Origin of the sequence: Alcanivorax hongdengensis A-11-3, assembly GCF_000300995.1 — a bacterium.
GTDB lineage: Bacteria > Pseudomonadota > Gammaproteobacteria > Pseudomonadales > Alcanivoracaceae > Alcanivorax > Alcanivorax hongdengensis.
In genome coordinates, this window is the sequence record NZ_AMRJ01000004.1 from 37,661 (window position 1) to 57,051 (window position 19,391).

Below are 19,391 nucleotides of genomic sequence, written 5' to 3' on the forward strand. Positions count from 1 at the left end.
CCTTATGTTTTAAAAAAACTTTTTATGAAAATTTCAGAAATTTCTGCAGCCTGCTGCGTTTTTTTAATGCGCCAACGCACAACCACGGGGCATTTTTTCGTGCACTCAAAAAGAGCGTTTTGCGCGCCGGTATTGCGCAGGCTTTTTGCGCGGGCCTGATTCACACGGCAAAAAACCAATTTAAATCAAACAGATAGATGGATGGCACGGGCCTTGCTCAAGGGAGGTATCGCTAACCCGCCCATGCACGGAGAAGCCATGAGCGCTCAAAAACTGAATCTGTTGAACCTGTCCGCCCCGCGCATCCGGCTATTGCACCTGAGCTGGCTTGCCTTCTTTATCAGCTTTGTCGTGTGGTTTTCCCACGCGCCCCTGATGGGAGAATTACGCGAGGCATTCGACCTGACCGCAGAACAGGTCAAGGCCCTGCTGATTCTCAACGTGGCCCTGACCATTCCGTCCCGGGTCATCATCGGCTCGCTGGTGGACCGTTATGGTCCGCGCAAGGTATTCGGCCTGTTATTGATACTGGCCGCCCTGCCCTGCTGGGCCTTTGCCATGTCCACCACCTATGAACAGCTGGCCATCACCCGCTTGATGATGGGCTTTGTGGGTGCCGGCTTCGTGGTCGGCATCCGCCTGATCGGTGAGTGGTTCCCGGCCCGGGAAGTGGGCCTGGCCGAAGGTGTCTACGGGGGCTGGGGCAACTTTGGTTCCGCCGCAGCGGCCATCTGTCTGCCCACCGTGGCATTGCTGTTCGGCGGTGACGATGGCTGGCGCTGGGCCATTGCCAGCACCGGCCTGCTGGCCTTTGTCTATGGCCTGGTGTTCCTCTGGCGGGCACGCAACACGCCGGAAGGCGCCTCTTATTTCAAGCCGAAAAAAGCCGCCGCCCTGGAGGTGAGCAGCAAGAAGGACCTGTTCTTCTACCTGGCCATGAGCCTGCCGCTCTACGCCGCCCTGCTGGTGATTGTCTGGCGCCTTGGCCCCGGCAATCTGGAACTGCTGGGCCAGAGCAGCCAGCTGATTCTGGGTGCCCTGATCGTCAGCCTGGCGGTGGTACAGCTGGGCCAGGCCTGGCGGGTCAACCGTGAACACCTGCGTGAGGGCGTGCAGGAACATGACCGCTACCAGTTCAAGCAGGTGGCGATTCTGGATCTGGCCTATCTGGTGACCTTCGGCTCGGAGCTGGCCGTGGTGTCCATGCTGCCGCTGTTTTTCTCCGATACCTTTTCACTGAGCGCGGTCACCGCCGGCCTGCTGGCCTCCGGTTATGCCTTTATGAACCTGGTGGCTCGCCCCGGTGGCGGCTGGGTCTCCGACAAGTTCGGCCGCAAGAAATCCCTGAGCATCATGTTGTGTGGCCTGATGGTCGGCTATGTGGTGATGAGCCAGATCAGCAATGGCTGGCCGATTGCCCTGGCGGTGATCGCCACCATGTGCTGCTCGTTCTTCGTGCAGGCCGGTGAAGGAGCAGTATTTGCCACCGTGCCGCTGATCAAGCGCCGCCTGACCGGCCAGATTGCCGGCATGGTCGGCGCCTACGGCAATGCCGGTGCGGTGATCTTCCTGACCGTGCTGACCTTTGTGGATCCGGGCACCTTCTTCCTGGTGATTGCCGGCAGTGCCGCCGTGGCCTTTGCCGCAGTACAGTTTCTGGATGAGCCCCGCGGCCATATCGCCGAGGTGGACGAAGACGGCCAGGTCCAGCTGATCGAGGTAAGTTGATGACCGCCATGCAAGCGCAAACCCGGGAGACCGTGCTGCACCCGCGCATTACCGCCGGCCAGTGCAGTGACCCGGGCCACAAGGCCCATAACCAGGATGCGCTCGCCATCCAGGTGCCGGAGGACAGTCTTCTGCGCACCAAGGGGCTGGTGGCCGCACTGGCCGATGGCCTGTCCAGCGCGGCCGCCGGCCGCGAAGCGGCGGAATCCTGCGTGCTGGGTTTCATCAGCGATTATTACGCCACGCCGGCTCTGTGGAGCGTGGCGCGCTCCGCCCAGCGGGTACTGGAAGCGCTCAACCGCTGGTTGTGCCGCCAGACCCTGGCCGGCGACAGCCATCTTTGCACCCTGTCGCTGCTGATCCTGCGCTCCTGTACCGCTCACCTTTTCCAGGTGGGCGACTCCCGTATCTGGCGCCTGCGTGGCGACAAGCTGGAATGCCTGACCCGGGATCACAGCCGTACCGTGGGTGACAATCATCGGGTATTGACCCGTGTGATGGGCGGCGATACCCGCCTGGACGTGGACTACCGCAAAACCGATCTGCAGGTGGGCGATATCTACCTGCTCACCAGCGACGGCGTGCATGAGTTTCTCAGCCGTGCGCGCATGCAGGGCATTGTGCGGGGAACCCGCCACCCGGAAGCCGCCGCCCGGGCCCTGGTGGAAGCGGCCCTGGCCAACGGCAGTGATGACAACCTCAGCTGCCAGGTGCTGCGCATTGATGCGCTGCCCGATGCCGGCGCCGACGAGGCGATTCAGTCCCGCGGCAACCTGCCGCTGCTACCACCGCTGGCCGCGGGCATGTCCGTGGACGGCCTCACCGTGATCCGTGAACTGCATGCCAGTGCCCGTAGTCACGTCTATCTGGTGAAAGACGCGGACGGCGAATTGAGTGTATTGAAGGCACCATCGGTGAACCTGGAAGACCAGCGCGCCGCGCTGGAACGCTTTGTGCTGGAAGGCTGGATCGCCAGCCGCCTGCGCAGCCCGCATCTGTTGCGGGCCCTGCCCGGCCCGGAGCATCCCAGTGGTCTCTATCAACGGCTGGAATACGTGGACGGCGTGACACTGCAGACCTGGTTACGCGAGCACCCGGATGCCTCGGTGGAGGAGCGCCTTTACCTGGCGGACCAGATACTCAACGGCCTGCGTGCCTTGCACCGGGGTGACGTGATTCACGGTGATCTCAAGCCCGACAATCTGATGGTGGACCGCCACGGCCGTGTGCACATCATCGACTTTGGCAGCTGTCACTGCCGGGGCATGGACCTGCCAGCGGCGGACATCCCCCTGGGCACCCGTGATTATACTGCCCCGGAGGTGGCCGCCGGCGAGCGCCCCAGTGAACACAGTGACCTGTTTTCCGCCGCCATCATCATCCACCAGTTGCTCACCGGCAGCCTGCCCTGGCAGGGCCATTACCAAAAGGCCGGGCACAAACCGCTACCGGACCTGCAGGGCCAGAATGCCTTTGTGCCGCTGTGGGTGAACAATGTGCTGCGCATCGGCCTGCAGCGCCAGCCCGGGCAACGGTTCCGCGATGCGGCGGAGTTCCGCGATGCCCTGCGCCGCCCCCTGCATCGGGATGCGCCGCTGCCGGACAATTACAACCGGGAGCTGCGTATCTGGAAGGGGTTGTGTGTGATTCTGGTGGTGCTGCTGATGTTGAGCGTGGCGCTCAAGTAAGCTTGCCCAGTTCGAAAGCCGTGCCTTCGCTGCGGATCATCAGGTGATCATCCTGGCACTCGCCCCACTCCACCAGTTGGTAAAAGGCGGTGCGGTTGATCAGCGCCTGCAGATTGTCACGCACCAGCAGATAGGGCGACGGTTCGCCGGTTTTGGCATCATGGGTGACCCGGATGGGATGACGCGGGCCGGCCACCACGTGGCTGTCCACGTTGGTGCGAAACACCAGCTTCTGGTCGTCACCGTCACCCACCTTTTCCACTTCCACGGCGACAAAGGGCGCGTCCTCCACCTGGATACGCAGTTTTTCCACCGGCGTCACCAGGAAGTATTCCTTGCCTTCGCGCAGCAGGATGGTGGAAAACAGGTTCACCATGCGCTGTCGCTCTATGGGTGAATCCTGGTAATACCAGCGCCCGTCGCGGGCGATACGAATGGCCACGTCGGCCTCATGCTCGGGTTTCCACTGGTGCACCGGTGGCAGGCCGCTCTCATCCTCGGCGGCCTTTTCCAACAGTGCCAGCAGGTCGTCCGGTGCCGTCATCGGGTTCCCCGTTGTCCTTTGTTGCCCATGCGAATCCCGATCTCCACCAGGAAATCGAGAAAGTCATCCTTGTCATCGATCAGCTTCTGGTAGAACGGCGATTCCATCAGTGCCACGGCCCCATGGGCCAGCGCCCAGGCCGAACAGATATGGTAAATGGCCGGCACCTCTTCCAGCGTGCCCTCGGCCATGCGCGCCTTGACGATCTGGGTCAGGCGGTCGAAGTTGGCTTCGCGAATGGTATGCAGCTTTTCCACCAGTTCCGGTACCGCATGGTCCTTGATGACCTTGTTTTCCAGCCGGTCGAACAGCTGGTAGCGCTTGGGGTCCTTGATGCGGAAAAGAAAATATTCGCGGGCCAGTTTTTCCTTGTCGTCCTGGTCGGAAATGTTCTGGAACATCTCCGCCAGATCTTCCTCGTAACGGAGCATCAGCAGCAGGTAGATTTCGTTCTTGGTCTCGAAATGCTTGTAGATGGTCCCTTTGCCAATACCGACCCGGTCGGCAATCATCTCCACCGTGACACGGTCTTCACCCTGCTCCAGGAAAAGCGCCAGTGCGGCATCGAGAATCTGTCTTTCACGCTGGCGAAACTCCTGCGCCTTGCGTGTGGCTTTTTCAAGGTCACCCATTCATTTCTCCTCGGGGCTCTAACCCTTGGGACACTGCGCCAACCATAGCGCGTTACACGCGCAATTCTAGCCTATCAGCCATTGATACGCATATCAGGTCATGCCAAGTCGGTCATGGGCATTGGTGGCAACAAACGCCTACAATCGGAGAATCCCTGTCGGCATGGCGTGATGCCGACGGTCAGCCGTGGAGAAAAGCATGCCGGATCTGCATTACGAGTTTCCCCTCGACCAGGATGTGCTCTATCTCAACCATGCCGCCGTGGCACCATGGCCACGCCGCACCAGCGAGGCGGTGAAGGCGTTTGCCGAACAGAACTGTACCATCGGCGCCCGTGACTACCCGCAGTGGCTGAAGGTGGAGCAACAGCTGCGCGACCGGCTGTCATCGCTGATTGGCGGTGTCAGCCGGGATGAAATCGCGCTGCTGAAGAACACCTCCGAAGGGCTGTCGGTGATTGCCCAGGGGCTGGACTGGCACCCGGGCGACCAGATCGTCATCAGTGACCAGGAGTTCCCTTCCAACCGTATCCCCTGGCAGGCACTGGCCCACCATGGTGTGGAAGTGATCGAGGTAAACCTGGACAACGACAACCCGGAACAGGCCATTATCGACGCCATCGGTCCCCGCACCCGGCTGGTGTCACTGTCTGCGGTGCAGTACGGCACCGGGCTAAAACTGGATCTGGCGCCGATCGGCGCGGTCTGTCGCGAACGTGAGGTGCTGTTCTGTGTGGATGCCATCCAGATACTGGGAGCCCAGACCTTTGATGCCCGCGCCGTGCATGCCGACTTTGTGGTGGCCGATGGTCACAAATGGATGCTGGGCCCGGAGGGACTGGCACTGTTTTACTGCCGCCAGGAGATCCAGCAGCAACTGATTCTGCGCCAGCATGGCTGGCACATGATCGCCAATGCCGGCGACTACAATCAGACCCACTGGCAGCCAGCCCCCAACGCCCGCCGCTTCGAGTGCGGCAGCCCCAATATGCTGGCCGCCCATGCCCTGGAGGCCTCCCTGTCCCTGTTGCAGGATATCGGCATGGATACCGTGGAGAACATGCTGCACACCCGGGTCCGGCGGGTGGTGGATGGCCTGGCCGAGCGCCCCGGCGCCACCCTGCTCAGTCACCCGGATGAGGCGCGACGCGCCGGCATCGTTACCTTTCGGCTGGATCAGGAAGCGCCGACGCAAACCTTTGCGCGTCTGCGAGCCGGCGGCGTGGTCTGCGCCGAGCGCGGTGGAGGCGTACGCCTGTCGCCCCACTTCTATACCGACACTTCGGTCATCGACCGGGCCCTGGCGCTGTTGTAATCTGCGGGCCGGTCCAGATTCAGGATACAGGGATGAACCTTCGACAGATCGATATCTACCCGTGGCTTTGTCAGCATCTGCAGCATGACGAGCCGCTCTCCGGCCAGCCCAATGCGGACCTGGACAGCCTGCGGCCGGTGCTGCGCCCCTGCGACGTGCTGCTGGTTTCCGGCCACAGTCGCGTGGATCGCACCTTCAAGGCCATCAGTGACAGTCGCTTTGCCCGGGCGGTGCTTTATATCGGCCGGCTGCACGATGTGGCCGATCCCACCCTGCGCGCCCTGCTGGCCGATTACACGCCCTGCGAACCGGATACCCAGCTGGTCATCGACACGCGCCTGGAACGGGGGCTGACGGTGCAGCCGCTGACCACCCTGGAGGGCCGTCAGCTGCGCGTCTGCCGCCCGCAGGGATTGAGTGAACAGGAAACCCAGGACGTGCTGCGTTTTGCCATCAGCCGCATCGGTGGTGCCAGCGTGCGCTCCTGGCCGGCGTTGTTCATGCTGACCCTGATGCCCTGGCGCTGGCTGACACCGCGCTGGCGCAGCCGGCTGTTCCGGCGTTGGGCCGGCGATGTGCTCAAGGCGCTGAGCGGCACCCTGGCCGGCGATGCCTTCAGCTTTGTCCAGTTCCCGGTATTGCCGCTGGTCAAGGAAAACGGCACGCCACCGCGTCTGTTGCGGCTACAGCCACGGGCCTTCATTGCTGCGGACTTCGACCACTCGCCCTATTTCGAGATCATCAAGGCCCCCTTCCAGATGCGTGCCGTGCCCGCCGGCATGGATACCCTGCCCTGGAAAGGCAATCAGAGTGCGCTGGCGCCGGAGCGCCAGCGTCATCTGTCACTGGTGGATACGGCGCAGGACAAGCACTGACAGCAGGCCGAACAGCCCCAGCGACAGGCTGCCGCCACCGCCACCACCGCCACTGCTGCCACCCTCGGAAGCGGAACGGGACTGGGCCTGGCTCTTGCGGGCCTGGGCCGGCACCGTGTAATCGTAGGTGTCGCCGGTGGGATAGTCACCGTTGTCAGTCCAGACACTGACCTGCATGGCCCCATTGCCCGACCCTTCCAGCAACCATTCGCGCTCGGCACTGGCGCCGGGTGCCAGATCACCAAGGCCACACTGAATGCTGGCACTGCCATAGCAGTCCGCCGGCAGATCACCCTGCCAGCCGCCGGGCAGGGACACGCCCAGGCGCACCCGTGCCGCCGTGCGGTGGCTGGCATGGTTGGTCACCCGGGCCCGCACGCTGACCCGGCCATCGTCGCGCTTTGTGCTGGTCAGGGTCAGGGCCACATCGGGCTTGTCACTGAATACCAGCCGGAAGGCACCGTTGCCATCCTGAAAATAGTCATGGGACTGGCTGATGGGGTGGATACGGATGTCGTCATACCACTCTTCGCTGCTGCTGAGCGTCAGGGTCAGGGTGGATGTGCTGGCATCGCGCACCAGGCTCAGATAGCTGGTGCAATCGGTGTAACCCCGGTAGTCGGTACAGTTGAGTCCCTGGGCGGAAACTTGCAGGCCCGGCTTGTGCTCAATGCGCAGGCCCACCCGACGGGCACTGCTGATGGCACTGGCATTGGTAATGCGAGTCTGCACCGTCACCGGCACACCGGGGGTCTGGTAGACCGGGGTGGACGGCAGGCTGTCGCTCAGGTCCACCAGGTCACCGTCGGAGGCGCTTTCCAGCCAGGCCAGATAGCTGCTGACCCGGGTATACACCCCCGGCACGCCAGGGGTAGCGCATTCAGCATTACCGTAGCTGGTCACACCGACCAGCCAGGTCTGGCCATCCTTTTCGTAGACCAGCGGCCCGCCACTATCGCCACGGCAGGTATCCTGCTCCACGCCGGCCACCGGGTTCATTTCTCCGGCGCAGATCTGCTGGGCCGTCAGGTTGCCCCACTGGCTGGCGCAGTAGGCGTCACTAACGTAGTCCAGCCGTGCCTGCTGCAGCGCGTCCGACAGGGTTTCGGTTTCCGTCTTGCCCCAGCCCAGAGCCAGCAGCGCCTCGTCCGCCGGGCCACGCACCAGTTGATCGATCACACTGCTCTTGGCCAGGTTGATGGGCGTCATGGACGACGCGGAAGACAGTTTCAGCAGCGCCAGGTCATTGTGGTAGATGCTGCTGTCGTAATTCTGGTGAATGTGCACGGCTGACACCGCCAGCCGCTCCGCCGGCGTGGCCTGGCGATCCAGGCTACCCAGGGACACGAACAGGATATCCGGTGTCAGGGTGGTGCCACTGGCGGTGACACAGTGAGCGGCGGTCAGCACCCAGTTGGGTGCGATCAGAGCCCCACCGCAAAGGGTGGATGTCTTCTGCGGATCGCCGGATCGGCTGATTTCCACCTCGGCCATCCAGGGCCGAACCTGTGTGACGTCCTGTCCCCCGATGATTCGAGGTTGGGCTTCCAGCGCCGATACCGCCTGAATCAGCCCCAGGCTCAACAGCAGAGCAAGACACAAACGATACATAACTAAACCCTCGGTTAATATTCTGCAACGCAGAGATACTATCGAGGGAAAAGGGTTAGATCCTGTGACGGGGTTCTAATATTAAATCATTACCCTAATATTTTTTACTGATTTGACAAAACCCGACGCGAAGTGCCGTTTTTCGCTGCCATTCACGACAAATCACGTCACGATTACAACACTTTGTAGTGCATAAAAATATACAGCAATAAACTTTATATAATGAAACCCTTATTTCTCTTCCTTGTGGTGATGGGGCCCCACCACCTGTCTGGGCAGGAAGCTGTCCGGGTCCGCCGCCTGCCACCAGGCGTAATAGGGGCTCTGCTCCGGGTTGTCCAGCAGGCTGCGCGGTTCCAGGAAGGCATAAATCTCGTCCAGCGGCTCCAGCCGCGTGCCGTTGCGACGGTGCAGAATATGATGAGGATGCAACTGGCCGGGATGATCCAGCCCGGCGGCGGCAATCAGTTCGGCCAGATGTTCGAGGGTGTGACGCTGGAAGTTGGTCACCCGGGGCGCCTTGTCCGCCACCACCAGGCCACGCTGACGACCGGCATGCTGGGTCGCCACGCCCGTCGGGCAACGGTCGGTGTGACACTTCTTGGTTTGTACACAACCCAGGCTCAACATGAAGGCCCGCGCCGCGTTGCACCAGTCCGCCCCCAGCGCCAGGTTGGCGGCCATGGAATAGGCGCTGTAGACCTTGCCGCTGGCGGCCAGTCGTATCTCGCTGCGCAGACCGGTGGCAACCAGGGCATTGCGCACCAGTAGCAAGCCTTCGTGCAGCGGCATGCCGATATGGTCGGAGAACTCCACCGGCGCCGCGCCAGTGCCGCCTTCCGAGCCATCGACGACGATAAAGTCAAAGTAGAAGCCGGTTTCCAGCATGGCCTTGCAGACCGCCAGCACCTCCCAGGGGTGGCCGACACAAAGCTTGAAACCAATCGGCTTGCCGCCGGATTCCTCTCGCAACAGGGCGCCAAATTCGCACAGCTCCCGGGGCGTGGAAAAGGCCGAATGGTATGCCGGGGAGACACAGTCCTGCCCCACCGGGATGCGCCGGGCACGGGCAATTTCCTCGCTTACCTTGGAACCGGGCAGCACCCCGCCATGGCCGGGCTTGGCCCCCTGACTGAGCTTGATCTCGATCATCTTGACCTGATCACTGCGGGCCTGTTCGCGGAACTGCTGGCGATCAAAGTGGCCGTTGTCGTCACGACAGCCGAAATAGCCACTGCCCAACTCCCAGACCAGATCGCCGCCGTGCAGACGGTGATAGCGGCTGATACTGCCCTCGCCGGTATCGTGGTAAAAACCGCCGTTCCTGGCGCCCAGATTGAGCGCCTCGATGGCCGGCGCACTGAGCGAGCCGAAGCTCATGGCCGACACGTTCAGCAAAGAGGCCTGGTAGGGTTGCTTGCACTGGCTGCTGCCCACGGTGACGCGAAAATCCGCATCCGGCGTCGGCCGCGGGGCCATGGAGTGGGTAACCAGTTGATACTCGTTGGCATAGACATCCAGGTCGGTGCCAAAGGGTTTTACGTCCACCACATCCTTGGCGCGCTGGTAAATCAGCGAGCGCATGTTGCGGTTATAGGGGCGCGCTTCACGGTCCCCCTCGACAATGTACTGGCGCAGGAAGGGGCGCAGAAATTCAAAGAACCAGCGCACATGACCCAGCAGGGGGTAATTGCGCAACAGCGAGTGGGACGATTGCAACAGATCCCAGAGCCCGATGATGGCCAGCGGCCCGGCCACCAGCAGCAGCATCCATAATCCGTGACGCTGCGGGAAGAAAAACAGTCCCGCAGCACTGGCCAGCGCCAAAAAAACGACAGCAATCAGGGCGCCGTAACGGGCCAGTCCTCTGAGCAGTGCGGCCATTGAGGCATCTCCGTCAGCATAAAGGGGGCCTTTACGCTAACCGACTTTGCCCGCAGGCAACACCCTGAGAGAACCTCTGAAAACCCCTTACATGCTCAGCGTGCTCTGAAGCGTGCAGCTGTTGTATCTTGCCACGACGGACAGGGTGGCTCCCTTTGCCAGGGGCAAGGCGCAACAGATGTGCGCGTCAGGGCTCGCCCTTCGGGGCTTTCAGGCTGGCCCACACTCGTTGTTGCCCTTTCTTTGAAGGTAAAAAGCCGATGGATCGACATACACCTTCAAAAAAGCGCCCCCCTTTACCTTGGCCGAGGGGTTGAACCAGCCTGTAAGCCTGAGCGTTTATGCCCTCTGGGTATGTAAGGGGTTTTTCAGAGCTTCCTTAACTCTCCCCATCAACGTCGTCACCGGGCGACGGCAGATTACGGCGAGCCTTGGCGCCCAGGTCCTGAAGCTTGTGAGCCTGGCCCAGCAGATTGCCGCGGCCACGACTGAGACGGTTGTAGGTGAGCTGCCAGGCCTGCTGGGCCTTGTCGATCTTGTCGCCCACATCATCCATGGACTCGGCCACCAGCGATACCTGGTCACAGATCTTGCCGGCCCGATCAGCGATATCCAGCGCATTGCGGTTCTGGTATTCGTAGCGCCAGATGTTCTGGATGGTGCGCAGAGTCACCAGCAAGGTGGTGGGGCTGACCAGCACGATATTGCGCTCGAAGGCATCGGTGTAGAGTGACGCGTCCTGCTCCATGGCAGTCATGAAGGCGCCTTCCACCGGAATGAACAGCAGCACGAAATCGAGACTGCGAATACCGGCCAGACCACTGTAGTCCTTGGCATCCAGCCCCTTGATGTGACTGCGAAGGGAGAGCAGATGATCACGCAGGGCCTGGTCACGCTCTTCCGGCCCCTCGGCACTGCTGAGGCGCTCGTAGGCCACCAGTGACACCTTGGCATCGATCACCACATCCTTGCCTTCCGGCAGGTGCACAATGGCATCAGGTAAGCGTCGCTGGCCATCCTCGTCCTTCAGGTTCACCTGGGTATCGTATTCGCGCCCACGGGTCAGCCCGGAAGATTCCAGCACCCGCTCGAGAATCATCTCGCCCCAGTTGCCCTGGGTCTTCACCTGGCCCTTGAGGGCATCGGTGAGATTACGGGCGTCCTCATGCATCTGCTGGTTAAGGCTCTTGAGTTGGCCGAGCTGCTCGATCAGGGAGGCCTGGGCACGGGTTTCGTCACTGTGGATCTGGTCCACGCGACGGCGAAAGTCGGCCAGCTGTTCACGGAAGGGTTTGAGCAAACCATCCAGCCCCTGCTGCTGCTGCTCCTGTAACTGCTTGCCACGCTGCTCGAAAATGCGGGCGGACAGGTTTTCGAATTCCTGTTTGAGCTGGGCGCGACTGTGTTCGGAAAAAGCCAGTTTTTCCTGCTGGCCGGCAACGCGCTCTTCCAGCCGGGCTTTTTCCGCTGCCAGTTGCCGGGCGTGCTCGTCACTGTGCTGGCGATGTTGCTGCTCGCTGGCCAGCTGCTGCTCGAGCACCGGCAGGCGAGCCAGCTTTTCACGGCTGCCATCCAGCGCCTGCTGCCACTCGGCCTGCGCCCGTGCCGCACGCCGGCGTTCGAGAATAAACACCAGCAGGGCTGACGGGGCCGCCCCCGCTACCACCGCCAGCACCAGCATTACCGTCAGATTCATGGTTGCGCCTTGTTGAACAGGGTGAAGAAATTCTCCGCCGTGGCGGCCGCCAGGGTTTCCACGCTGACGTTTTTCAGGCTGGCCACGCACTCGGCCACCTGGGCCACGTAGCGCGGCTCATTGGGCTTGCCCCGGTACGGCACCGGCGCCAGCCAGGGGGAATCGGTTTCGATCAAGAGCCTCTCCAGCGGCAGCTCGCGCACGGTCTCGCGCAGGGCCTCGGCATTGCGGAAGGTGACAATGCCGGAGATGGAAATATAGAACCCCATGTCCATGGCCTGGCGAGCCATGTCCAGGTCTTCGGTAAAGCAGTGCAGCACACCGCGCACTTCCCCGCCGCCATGCTCTCGCAATAACGCCAGGGTATCGTCCTTGGCGCCACGGGTGTGAATCACCAACGGCAGCCCGGTCTCACGGGCGGCCTGAATATGGGCGACGAAGTAGCGCTGCTGCCAGTCGCGCTGCTCCCTGGCATAGAAGTAATCCAGTCCGGTCTCGCCTATCGCCACCACCCGCGGGTGCGCAGCCCGTTCCACCAGCTCTGCCACCTGTGGCTCACGGGATTCCTTGTAGAGCGGATGCACACCGACACTGGCAAACACATTGTCATAGCGCTCCGCCAGACCCTGAACCTGTGGAAAGGATTCCAGATCCACGCCGATGCATAGCATGTGACTGACCCCGGCATCCGCAGTGGCAGCCATCATGGCCTCGAAATCACCGTTATGGGCCTCCAGGTTCAGGCGGTCCAGATGGCAATGAGAGTCAACAAGGGGCACGGCGGGGGCGGTCATGGCGTCAAACAGCTCCGGTTTTGCAAAAGGCGGATTGTAACGAATTCCCGGGGGAGATCGGCAAGCCCACCATACACTGTTTTTTTGTACAGTTCCCACCGAAGTGGTAACGCCATCGAAGGAAAACGCAGGGGACGCGCCGGCCATCGATGGCCGGCGGCGGTTACATGGTATGAGTCGGTCGGTCAGATTCCAGCGAGCCGGCCAGATGGTTTTCGATGGTCACGCGGGCGGTGTCGTCCTGGTCGGAAAACTGCACGCCGATGCCGGCGCTGCGGTTGCCCTGGGCCCCCTTGGGAGTAATCCAGATGACCTTGCCGGCCACCGGAATCTTGTCCGCTTCATCCATGATGTTGAGCAGCAGGAAGATTTCCTCGCCCAGCTTGTATTGCTTGTCGGTGGGAATGAACAGGCCACCGTTGGTGATGAAGGGCATGTAGGCGGAGTACAGCACGGCCTTGTCCTTGATCGTCAGTGACAGAATGCCACTGCGGCCCCCGGGCATTTTCATGGTACGAGCCCCTTACGAAATTATTATTAATGATGTCGGCAGATTAGAACGCCGCTGCTGCAGCGTCAATTCCCAGCAGCACCAGTAGCCACTGTTCGTAGAGCAATTCCTTGTTGGGGTTGGCGCCCTGTTGCAGGGCTCGCCGGCCCTCCAGCACCCGCTGGGCGGCGCGCAGCAGCCGCGCCGGCGGCACCGCCCTGGCCAGCCGGGCCAGCAAGGCAGACAGGGCCGGGTCCGAGCCTTCTTCTCCGCTGTAGTGCTGATGCAGACAGGCGGACAACCAGCCGTAGATCACCGGTGCCAGTATCTTCGGGTCGTGGCGGGACAGGGCCGGTGAGGCCTGGGCGGCACTCTGGCGCCCCTCGGCCACATTGACCAGGGCCTCCAGCAGGCGCTGCCGATCGGCAAACCAGTCTGCCTGCTCCAGTTCCAGCGCCCTCAGGGGGGCCCCCTGGGCCGCCGCCAGCAAGGACGAGGCGCTCTCCCCCACCTGCGGCGAGAGCCAGTCGAGCGCCTGCCCGGGCGCCGGCAGTGGCAGCGGCCGTTGCTGACAGCGGCTGCGAATGGTGGGCAACAACAGGCTGGGCTGATCACTGACCAGCAACAGCAGGGTCTGGCTGCCCGGCTCTTCCAGGGTTTTCAGCAAGGCATTCTGGGCATTGCGGTTGAGCGCTTCGGCCGGGCGGATGATGGCCACCCGGTAACCACTGTACTGGGCAGTGCGAGTGGCAAAGGCCACCAGCTGGCGTACCTGGTCGATCTTGATGGCCTTGCCCGGCTCGTCCGGGTAGAGGGTGTGCAGGTCCGGGTGAGTACCGGCGCTGCTGAGCTGACAGCCCTGGCACTGGCCACAGGCCACACCGCCGCTGGGCTTTTCACACAACAGGGTCTGCGCCAGCGACTGGGCCAACCGCAGCTTGCCGGTGCCGGCCACGCCACTGAGCAACAGGGCATGGGGCAGACGGCCCTGCTCATGCTGCTCCAGCAGCCGGGTCATTTCCTGCTGGTGCCAGGGGCATGGCACCTGAACGCGGGCACGGGTCACGGCCATTGATCCATCTCCTCCAGCAAGGGGCGAAGCTGGGCGCGCACCTGTTCCAGGGTCAGCGCGGCGTCCACCACCCGAAAACGCTCCGCCTGCTGGTGGGCACGCTGGCGATAACAGGCGCGGATGCGCTCAAAGAACGCCTGGTCTTCCTGCTCGATGCGATCCAGGCTGCCACGTTCACCAGCACGGGCCATGCCCACTTCCACCGGCACATCAAACAGGATGGTCATGTCCGGGTGGGTGTCGCGCAACACCAGCTGTTCCAGGCGGGCAATGGCTCCGGCATCCAGGCCACGCCCGGCGCCCTGGTAGGCCCAGGTGGCATCGATGAAACGGTCACACAGTACCCAGTCACCACGGGCCAGCGCCGGGCGAATCAGCGCCTCCAGGTGCTGGGCACGGGCGGCGAATACCAGCAGCAGCTCGGTATCGTCGGCCATGGGCTCGTCGCCGGGGTGCAGCAATACTTCGCGAATACGTTCGGCCAACACGGTACCGCCGGGCTCACGGGTCACTACCACACGGTGGCCCTTGACGCGCAGTTGCTCAGCCAGCCACTGCAGGTTACTGCTTTTGCCGGCCCCCTCGCCGCCTTCCAGGGTAATGAAACGCCCGCTGCTCATGGCTTGTCTCCCGGTGCCGAGCGATAGCCATCCCGGCGCCGTAATTGGTAATCGCGCACGGCCTTGCGATGCTCGGCCAGCGTTTTGGAGAAATAGTGGCTGCCGTCACCCCGGGCAACAAAATAGAGCGCCTCGGTGTGCGCCGGATGCATGGCCGCCTCGATGGCCTCACGGCCGGGCATGGCAATGGGCGTGGGCGGCAGCCCCTGAATCACATAGGTATTGTACGGTGTCGGGCGGCGCAGATCAGAGCGGCGGATATTGCCGTCGTAGCGCTCGCCCATACCATAGATCACCGTCGGGTCGGTCTGCAGGCGCATGCCCTTGCGCAGGCGGTTGACGAACACGCCGGCAATTTCCGCACGTTCATCCGGGACACCGGTTTCCTTCTCGACGATGGAGGCCATGATCAATGCCTTGTAGGGCGTGTCGTAGGGCAGGTCCTGGTCACGCTGGGCCCAGGCCCGGTCCAGAATCGCCTGCTGACGTTCCAGGGCCCGCTGCAGCAGGGTCAGGTCGGTGGTGCCACGGGTGTAGAAGTAGGTATCCGGGGCAAACCAGCCTTCCGGGTGCTGCCCCTGCCGGCCCAGACGGGTCATCACCTGGGCATCGCTGAGCCCCTTGATCCGGTGCTCGATGGTATCCATGCCGGCCAGGCGAGCCCGCATTTCCCGGAAATTCCAGCCATCCACAAAAGTGATGCTGCGCTGCAGCACCTTGCCCTGGTCAATGCGATCGAGCAGGGTCAGCAGGCTGTCGCCGGGTTCTACCCGGTATTCGCCCACATGCATGCGCCCGGCAATGCCGGTGAAGGCACTATAGAGCCGCGCGCCCCAGTAGCGCATGTGTGCCTGGTGGGCATCGCCCAGCAGACCTTCGCTGCGCAGGTCATAGAGAAAACGGTTGAAGCCGGTCCCCGGTGAAATCAACACCAGCTGGGCTTCCTTGAGCGGCAGCGGTTGATGCAGGTAACGGGCAACCCAGGCACCGCCGACGGGCACGGCCACCACCAGCAGTACGACCAGCAGGCCAAAAAGGCGAATTTTTCGACGCATTAAAAAAGGGTATCGACAGTCTGTTGGAGTTGTCGCACTGACTCGCTCACCGGCCAGTGCCATTGCGCCAGTTTACGCACCGGCAGCACGCCGACAACACTATTACAAAGAAATACTGCCTCGGCGGTACGCAGCTGTGACAACGGCCGCAGATCACAGCGTACCTGACCGGCCAGATGCTGCAGCAACCACTGTCGCATCACTCCGCCCACTCCGGCGCCGGCGGCGGCCAGATCCGGCGTCCACCAGTGGCCGTCAATGCGGGCAAACAGGTTCATGGCGGTGGCTTCCAGGGGCTGACGATGGGCGCTGAGCAGCAGGCCCTCGTGCCAGCCCTGACGGGCCACTTCCCGGCGGGCCTGCACCTGGGGCAGGCGATTGAGATGCTTGAAGCCGGCCAGCGGTTCGGGATAGAGCGGCGTGCTGCACAGCCCCAGGGTAAGGCCTTCGCGGCGCAGGGAATCCGCCCAAACGGGCAGCGCGCCATGTTGCCAGAACCAGTTCGGCACGGGCGACGCCGGTGGCAGGTAACCCCGGCCGCCGACACCGCGGGTGACGATAAGCTTGAGCACGCCGCCCTGCCCGGCCGACGCGCTCAGCTGATCGGCCAGGGCCTGTTCCAGCCGGCTCAGCTCCAGCGGAATGCCCAGGGCGGCACAGCCGGCTTGCAGACGCTGGCGGTGCAGCGGCCAGAGAGGCACCTGGCCGGCGGCGGTGACGCGCAGGGTTTCAAACACCCCGTCACCGTAGGCCAGGCCGCGATCTCTCGGGTCCACGGGCACCGAATCCGTCAGCCTTTCTTGAACAGCAGGGTGCCGTTGGTACCACCAAAACCGAAGGAGTTGGACAGGGCGTATTCGATCCCGCGCTGCTGGGCCTGGTTGGCCACAAAGTCCAGGTCGCAGCCCTCGTCCGGGTTCTCCAGGTTGATGGTCGGCGGTGCCACCGAATCACGCATGGCAAGAATGGAGAAGATCGCCTCCACCGCGCCGGCGGCGCCCAGCAGGTGGCCAACCATGGATTTGGTAGAGCTCACCGCCAGCTTGTAAGCGTGGTCACCGAAGACGCTCTTGATGGCCATGGCTTCGGCCACATCGCCGGCCTGGGTGGAGGTGCCGTGGGCATTGATATAGCCCACCTGCTCGGGGCTGACACCGGCTCCCACCAGGGCATTACGCATGGCCTGGGCGGCACCGGCACCGCCCTCTGCGGGCGCGGTGATGTGATAGGCATCGTCGCTCATGCCATAGCCCACCAGCTCCGCATAGATGGTGGCGCCACGGGCCTTGGCCCGTTCGTATTCTTCCAGCACCACGGCGCCGGCGCCGTCGGCCAGCACGAAGCCATCACGCTCCTTGTCCCAGGGGCGACTGGCACCCTGCGGATCATCATTGCGCGTGGACAGCGCCCGGGCGGCACTGAAGCCACCCATGCCCAGGGGCGTGGAGCCCTTCTCGGCGCCGCCGGCAATCATCACATCCGCCTGGCCCAGCTGGATTTGCTGGGCGGCAAAACCGATGTTGTGGGTGCCGGTGGTACAGGCGGTAACGGTGGCGAAGTTGGGCCCCTTGAAGCCGTACATGATGGCCAGGTTGCCGGCGATCATATTGATGATGGTGCCGGGCACAAAAAACGGCGACAGCTTGCGCGGACCGGCATCGAGCATCTTGCGATGGTTTTCCTCGATGTTGGTCAGCCCGCCGATACCGGAGCCGATGGCGGCACCGATGCGGGTGGGATCTTCGCGTTCCATGTCCAGACCGGAATCCCGGAAGGCCTGAATGGCAGCCACCAGGCCGTACTGGACAAAAATATCCATCTTGCGGGCATCCTTGGGAGGCAGATACTCGCTGACATCAAACTCGGGAACCAGACCGGCAAACTTGGTGGAGAACGCTTCGGTGTCGAAATGCTCGATCATGCCGATGCCACTCTTGCCGGCCTTGATCCCTTCCCAGCTGCTGGCGGTATCCGCACCCAGGGGCGTGAGCATGCCCAGGCCAGTCACCACTACACGACGTAACGTCACCTGTTGTTCCTCCCAATCCTGATTATTTGCCTGAATTATCCGGTTTTCAGGCTGCAAGCGTACTACAACGCCCTGATTGCAGGGTCGTCGTTGTGTAAGCAAACATCACGGTCGCCCGGTCTGGGCCGGGCCATCACTGACCAACACAAAAAAGCCGCAAGTTCACAGAACCTGCGGCTTTCGTGTCTGCTTTGAAAGCAACCGAATCAGCTGTGGGCCTTGATGTAATCCACGGCTGCCTGAACGGTGCTGATTTTCTCAGCTTCTTCGTCCGGGATTTCGGTTTCGAATTCTTCTTCCAGTGCCATCACCAGCTCAACGGTGTCCAGGGAGTCTGCACCCAGATCCTCAACGAAGGACGCTTCGGATTTTACGTCTTCCGGTTTTACACCCAGTTGTTCCACAATGATTTTCTGCACGCGTTCTTCGATGCTGCTCATGATCCTATTACTCTCCTGTTAATGGTGTGCTAGCACCTATGAGCGGCTATTCTAGGTGAACGCTGTTTGCGCTTGCAAGCCGCCGCAGGTACCGACTTAACCTTAAGTTTTTCCAAATATTTTTCTCTGGGAAAACAGTCAACTAGAGCACTTTCCCAGAAACTCTCAAACGCTCGTTTTTTGAGCTACCCGGTAAACATGCCCCCATTGACGTGCAAAGTGGTACCGGTAACGTACCCCCCACCGTCGCTGGCAAGCCAGCTCACCGCACTGGCGATCTCCTGTGGCTGCCCCAGACGACCGAGCGGAATTTCCTTGAGAAGGGTCTCCCGCTGGGCATCAGGCAGCGCATCGGTCATATCCGTCTGGATGAACCCCGGCGCCACGGCGTTGACTGTGATGTTACGTGAGCCGAGCTCCCGCGCCAATGCGCGCGTGAACCCTTCGACCCCGCCCTTGGCCGCCGCGTAATTGGCCTGCCCGGCGTTGCCCATGGTACCGACCACGGAACTGATATTGATAATGCGCCCCCAGCGGGCCTTGGTCATGCCTTTCAGGCAGGCCTTGCTGACCCGGTAGAGGGAGTTGAGGTTGGTGTTGATGACGTCCGCCCACTCGTCCTCTTTCATGCGCAGCATGATGTTGTCACGGGTGATGCCGGCATTGTTGACCAGCACCAGCGGCGCACCGAATTCCTCGTTGATGGCCTTGATGGTCTCGGTGACCGAGTCGCTGTCGGCCACGTTCAATACCCTGCCGGCGCCGTTATCGCCCAACGCCTGGCCGATGGCCTGGGCGCCGTTGTCACTGGTGGCGGTGCCGATCACAAAAAAACCGGCTTCCACCAGGGCTTCGGCAATGGCCCGGCCAATGCCACGGCTGGCACCGGTGACCAGGGCCACTTTCTTGTCTGTCATC

At 62.3% G+C, this 19,391-nt stretch carries 18 protein-coding genes; 4 read left to right on the forward strand and 14 right to left on the reverse strand.

What is annotated here, in order from left to right; translation table 11 throughout:
• Window positions 1–258 precede the first annotated feature (258 nt).
• Both A11A3_RS04400 and A11A3_RS04405 read left to right on the forward strand, forming a co-directional pair.
• Window positions 259–1,728, forward strand: coding sequence for a NarK family nitrate/nitrite MFS transporter (locus A11A3_RS04400; RefSeq protein ID WP_008928063.1), 1,470 nt, complete (start codon window positions 259–261; stop codon window positions 1,726–1,728).
• Window positions 1,728–3,416 carry a bifunctional protein-serine/threonine kinase/phosphatase gene (locus A11A3_RS04405; RefSeq protein WP_008928064.1) on the forward strand — a complete coding sequence of 563 codons (1,689 nt, stop codon included), beginning with the start codon at window positions 1,728–1,730 and terminating at the stop codon, window positions 3,414–3,416. The genes A11A3_RS04400 and A11A3_RS04405 overlap by 1 nt, the downstream gene beginning before the upstream one ends.
• Here A11A3_RS04405 and A11A3_RS04410 read toward each other — a convergent pair.
• Both A11A3_RS04410 and A11A3_RS04415 read right to left on the reverse strand, forming a co-directional pair.
• On the reverse strand, window positions 3,409–3,960 hold the full coding sequence (locus A11A3_RS04410; protein WP_008928065.1) for a DUF1285 domain-containing protein: 552 nt from the start codon (window positions 3,958–3,960) through the stop codon (window positions 3,409–3,411). The genes A11A3_RS04405 and A11A3_RS04410 overlap by 8 nt on opposite strands.
• Window positions 3,957–4,592, reverse strand: coding sequence for a TetR/AcrR family transcriptional regulator (locus A11A3_RS04415; RefSeq protein ID WP_008928066.1), 636 nt, complete (start codon window positions 4,590–4,592; stop codon window positions 3,957–3,959). The genes A11A3_RS04410 and A11A3_RS04415 overlap by 4 nt, the downstream gene beginning before the upstream one ends.
• A 199-nt stretch (window positions 4,593–4,791) precedes the next feature.
• Between A11A3_RS04415 and A11A3_RS04420 the strand changes: the two genes are divergently transcribed.
• The gene (locus tag A11A3_RS04420; protein WP_008928067.1) at window positions 4,792–5,907 is read left to right on the forward strand and encodes an aminotransferase class V-fold PLP-dependent enzyme; all 1,116 of its coding nucleotides are present in this window, start codon (window positions 4,792–4,794) and stop codon (window positions 5,905–5,907) included.
• 32 nt (window positions 5,908–5,939) lie between these two features.
• Complete coding sequence (locus tag A11A3_RS04425; protein ID WP_008928068.1) at window positions 5,940–6,782, forward strand: hypothetical protein; 843 nt, start codon at window positions 5,940–5,942, stop codon at window positions 6,780–6,782.
• Here the strand turns inward: A11A3_RS04425 and A11A3_RS04430 are convergent.
• The 12 genes from A11A3_RS04430 to fabG all read right to left on the reverse strand — a co-directional run bounded on the left by A11A3_RS04430 (window position 6,750) and on the right by fabG (window position 19,390).
• Window positions 6,750–8,393, reverse strand: coding sequence for a trypsin-like serine protease (locus tag A11A3_RS04430; protein ID WP_008928069.1), 1,644 nt, complete (start codon window positions 8,391–8,393; stop codon window positions 6,750–6,752). The two genes, A11A3_RS04425 and A11A3_RS04430, sit on opposite strands and share 33 nt — an antisense overlap.
• A gap of 231 nt (window positions 8,394–8,624) precedes the next feature.
• A complete protein-coding gene (locus tag A11A3_RS04435; protein WP_008928070.1) occupies window positions 8,625–10,277 on the reverse strand; it encodes an FMN-binding glutamate synthase family protein in 1,653 nt (550 codons plus the stop codon).
• 379 nt (window positions 10,278–10,656) lie between these two features.
• Window positions 10,657–11,973: a DNA recombination protein RmuC gene (locus A11A3_RS04440; protein WP_008928071.1), complete on the reverse strand. Its 1,317-nt coding sequence runs from the start codon at window positions 11,971–11,973 to the stop codon at window positions 10,657–10,659.
• Complete coding sequence (locus tag A11A3_RS04445; protein ID WP_008928072.1) at window positions 11,970–12,767, reverse strand: TatD family hydrolase; 798 nt, start codon at window positions 12,765–12,767, stop codon at window positions 11,970–11,972. Before A11A3_RS04445 ends, A11A3_RS04440 begins: the two co-directional genes overlap by 4 nt.
• A gap of 163 nt (window positions 12,768–12,930) precedes the next feature.
• A complete protein-coding gene (locus tag A11A3_RS04450; protein ID WP_008928073.1) occupies window positions 12,931–13,278 on the reverse strand; it encodes a PilZ domain-containing protein in 348 nt (115 codons plus the stop codon).
• Between the two features lie 43 nt (window positions 13,279–13,321).
• Complete coding sequence (locus tag A11A3_RS04455; protein WP_008928074.1) at window positions 13,322–14,329, reverse strand: DNA polymerase III subunit delta'; 1,008 nt, start codon at window positions 14,327–14,329, stop codon at window positions 13,322–13,324.
• Window positions 14,320–14,949, reverse strand: coding sequence for a dTMP kinase (gene tmk, locus A11A3_RS04460; protein WP_008928075.1), 630 nt, complete (start codon window positions 14,947–14,949; stop codon window positions 14,320–14,322). The genes A11A3_RS04455 and tmk overlap by 10 nt, the downstream gene beginning before the upstream one ends.
• Window positions 14,946–16,004 carry an endolytic transglycosylase MltG gene (gene mltG, locus A11A3_RS04465; protein ID WP_008928076.1) on the reverse strand — a complete coding sequence of 353 codons (1,059 nt, stop codon included), beginning with the start codon at window positions 16,002–16,004 and terminating at the stop codon, window positions 14,946–14,948. Before mltG ends, tmk begins: the two co-directional genes overlap by 4 nt.
• On the reverse strand, window positions 16,004–16,780 hold the full coding sequence (gene pabC, locus A11A3_RS04470) for an aminodeoxychorismate lyase (protein WP_008928077.1): 777 nt from the start codon (window positions 16,778–16,780) through the stop codon (window positions 16,004–16,006). The genes mltG and pabC overlap by 1 nt, the downstream gene beginning before the upstream one ends.
• Window positions 16,781–16,794: 14 nt before the next feature.
• A complete protein-coding gene (gene fabF / locus A11A3_RS04475; RefSeq protein WP_008928078.1) occupies window positions 16,795–18,033 on the reverse strand; it encodes a beta-ketoacyl-ACP synthase II in 1,239 nt (412 codons plus the stop codon).
• A gap of 206 nt (window positions 18,034–18,239) precedes the next feature.
• Window positions 18,240–18,473 carry an acyl carrier protein gene (gene acpP, locus A11A3_RS04480; protein WP_008928079.1) on the reverse strand — a complete coding sequence of 78 codons (234 nt, stop codon included), beginning with the start codon at window positions 18,471–18,473 and terminating at the stop codon, window positions 18,240–18,242.
• Window positions 18,474–18,658: 185 nt separating this feature from the next.
• Window positions 18,659–19,390 carry a 3-oxoacyl-ACP reductase FabG gene (gene fabG, locus A11A3_RS04485; RefSeq protein WP_008928080.1) on the reverse strand — a complete coding sequence of 244 codons (732 nt, stop codon included), beginning with the start codon at window positions 19,388–19,390 and terminating at the stop codon, window positions 18,659–18,661.
• Window position 19,391 lies beyond the last annotated feature (1 nt).

Excerpts from the sequence above, each read along its gene's own strand:
- A11A3_RS04400 (WP_008928063.1), top strand. The coding sequence starts at position 259 with ATGAGCGCTCAAAAACTGAATCTGTTGAACCTGTCCGCCCCGCGCATC.
- A11A3_RS04405 (WP_008928064.1), top strand. The coding sequence starts at position 1,728 with ATGACCGCCATGCAAGCGCAAACCCGGGAGACCGTGCTGCACCCGCGC.
- A11A3_RS04410 (WP_008928065.1), bottom strand. The coding sequence starts at position 3,960 with ATGACGGCACCGGACGACCTGCTGGCACTGTTGGAAAAGGCCGCCGAG.
- A11A3_RS04415 (WP_008928066.1), bottom strand. The coding sequence starts at position 4,592 with ATGGGTGACCTTGAAAAAGCCACACGCAAGGCGCAGGAGTTTCGCCAG.
- A11A3_RS04420 (WP_008928067.1), top strand. The coding sequence starts at position 4,792 with ATGCCGGATCTGCATTACGAGTTTCCCCTCGACCAGGATGTGCTCTAT.
- A11A3_RS04425 (WP_008928068.1), top strand. The coding sequence starts at position 5,940 with ATGAACCTTCGACAGATCGATATCTACCCGTGGCTTTGTCAGCATCTG.
- A11A3_RS04430 (WP_008928069.1), bottom strand. The coding sequence starts at position 8,393 with ATGTATCGTTTGTGTCTTGCTCTGCTGTTGAGCCTGGGGCTGATTCAG.
- A11A3_RS04435 (WP_008928070.1), bottom strand. The coding sequence starts at position 10,277 with ATGGCCGCACTGCTCAGAGGACTGGCCCGTTACGGCGCCCTGATTGCT.
- A11A3_RS04440 (WP_008928071.1), bottom strand. The coding sequence starts at position 11,973 with ATGAATCTGACGGTAATGCTGGTGCTGGCGGTGGTAGCGGGGGCGGCC.
- A11A3_RS04445 (WP_008928072.1), bottom strand. The coding sequence starts at position 12,767 with ATGACCGCCCCCGCCGTGCCCCTTGTTGACTCTCATTGCCATCTGGAC.
- A11A3_RS04450 (WP_008928073.1), bottom strand. The coding sequence starts at position 13,278 with ATGAAAATGCCCGGGGGCCGCAGTGGCATTCTGTCACTGACGATCAAG.
- A11A3_RS04455 (WP_008928074.1), bottom strand. The coding sequence starts at position 14,329 with ATGGCCGTGACCCGTGCCCGCGTTCAGGTGCCATGCCCCTGGCACCAG.
- tmk (WP_008928075.1), bottom strand. The coding sequence starts at position 14,949 with ATGAGCAGCGGGCGTTTCATTACCCTGGAAGGCGGCGAGGGGGCCGGC.
- mltG (WP_008928076.1), bottom strand. The coding sequence starts at position 16,004 with ATGCGTCGAAAAATTCGCCTTTTTGGCCTGCTGGTCGTACTGCTGGTG.
- acpP (WP_008928079.1), bottom strand. The coding sequence starts at position 18,473 with ATGAGCAGCATCGAAGAACGCGTGCAGAAAATCATTGTGGAACAACTG.
- fabG (WP_008928080.1), bottom strand. The coding sequence starts at position 19,390 with ATGACAGACAAGAAAGTGGCCCTGGTCACCGGTGCCAGCCGTGGCATT.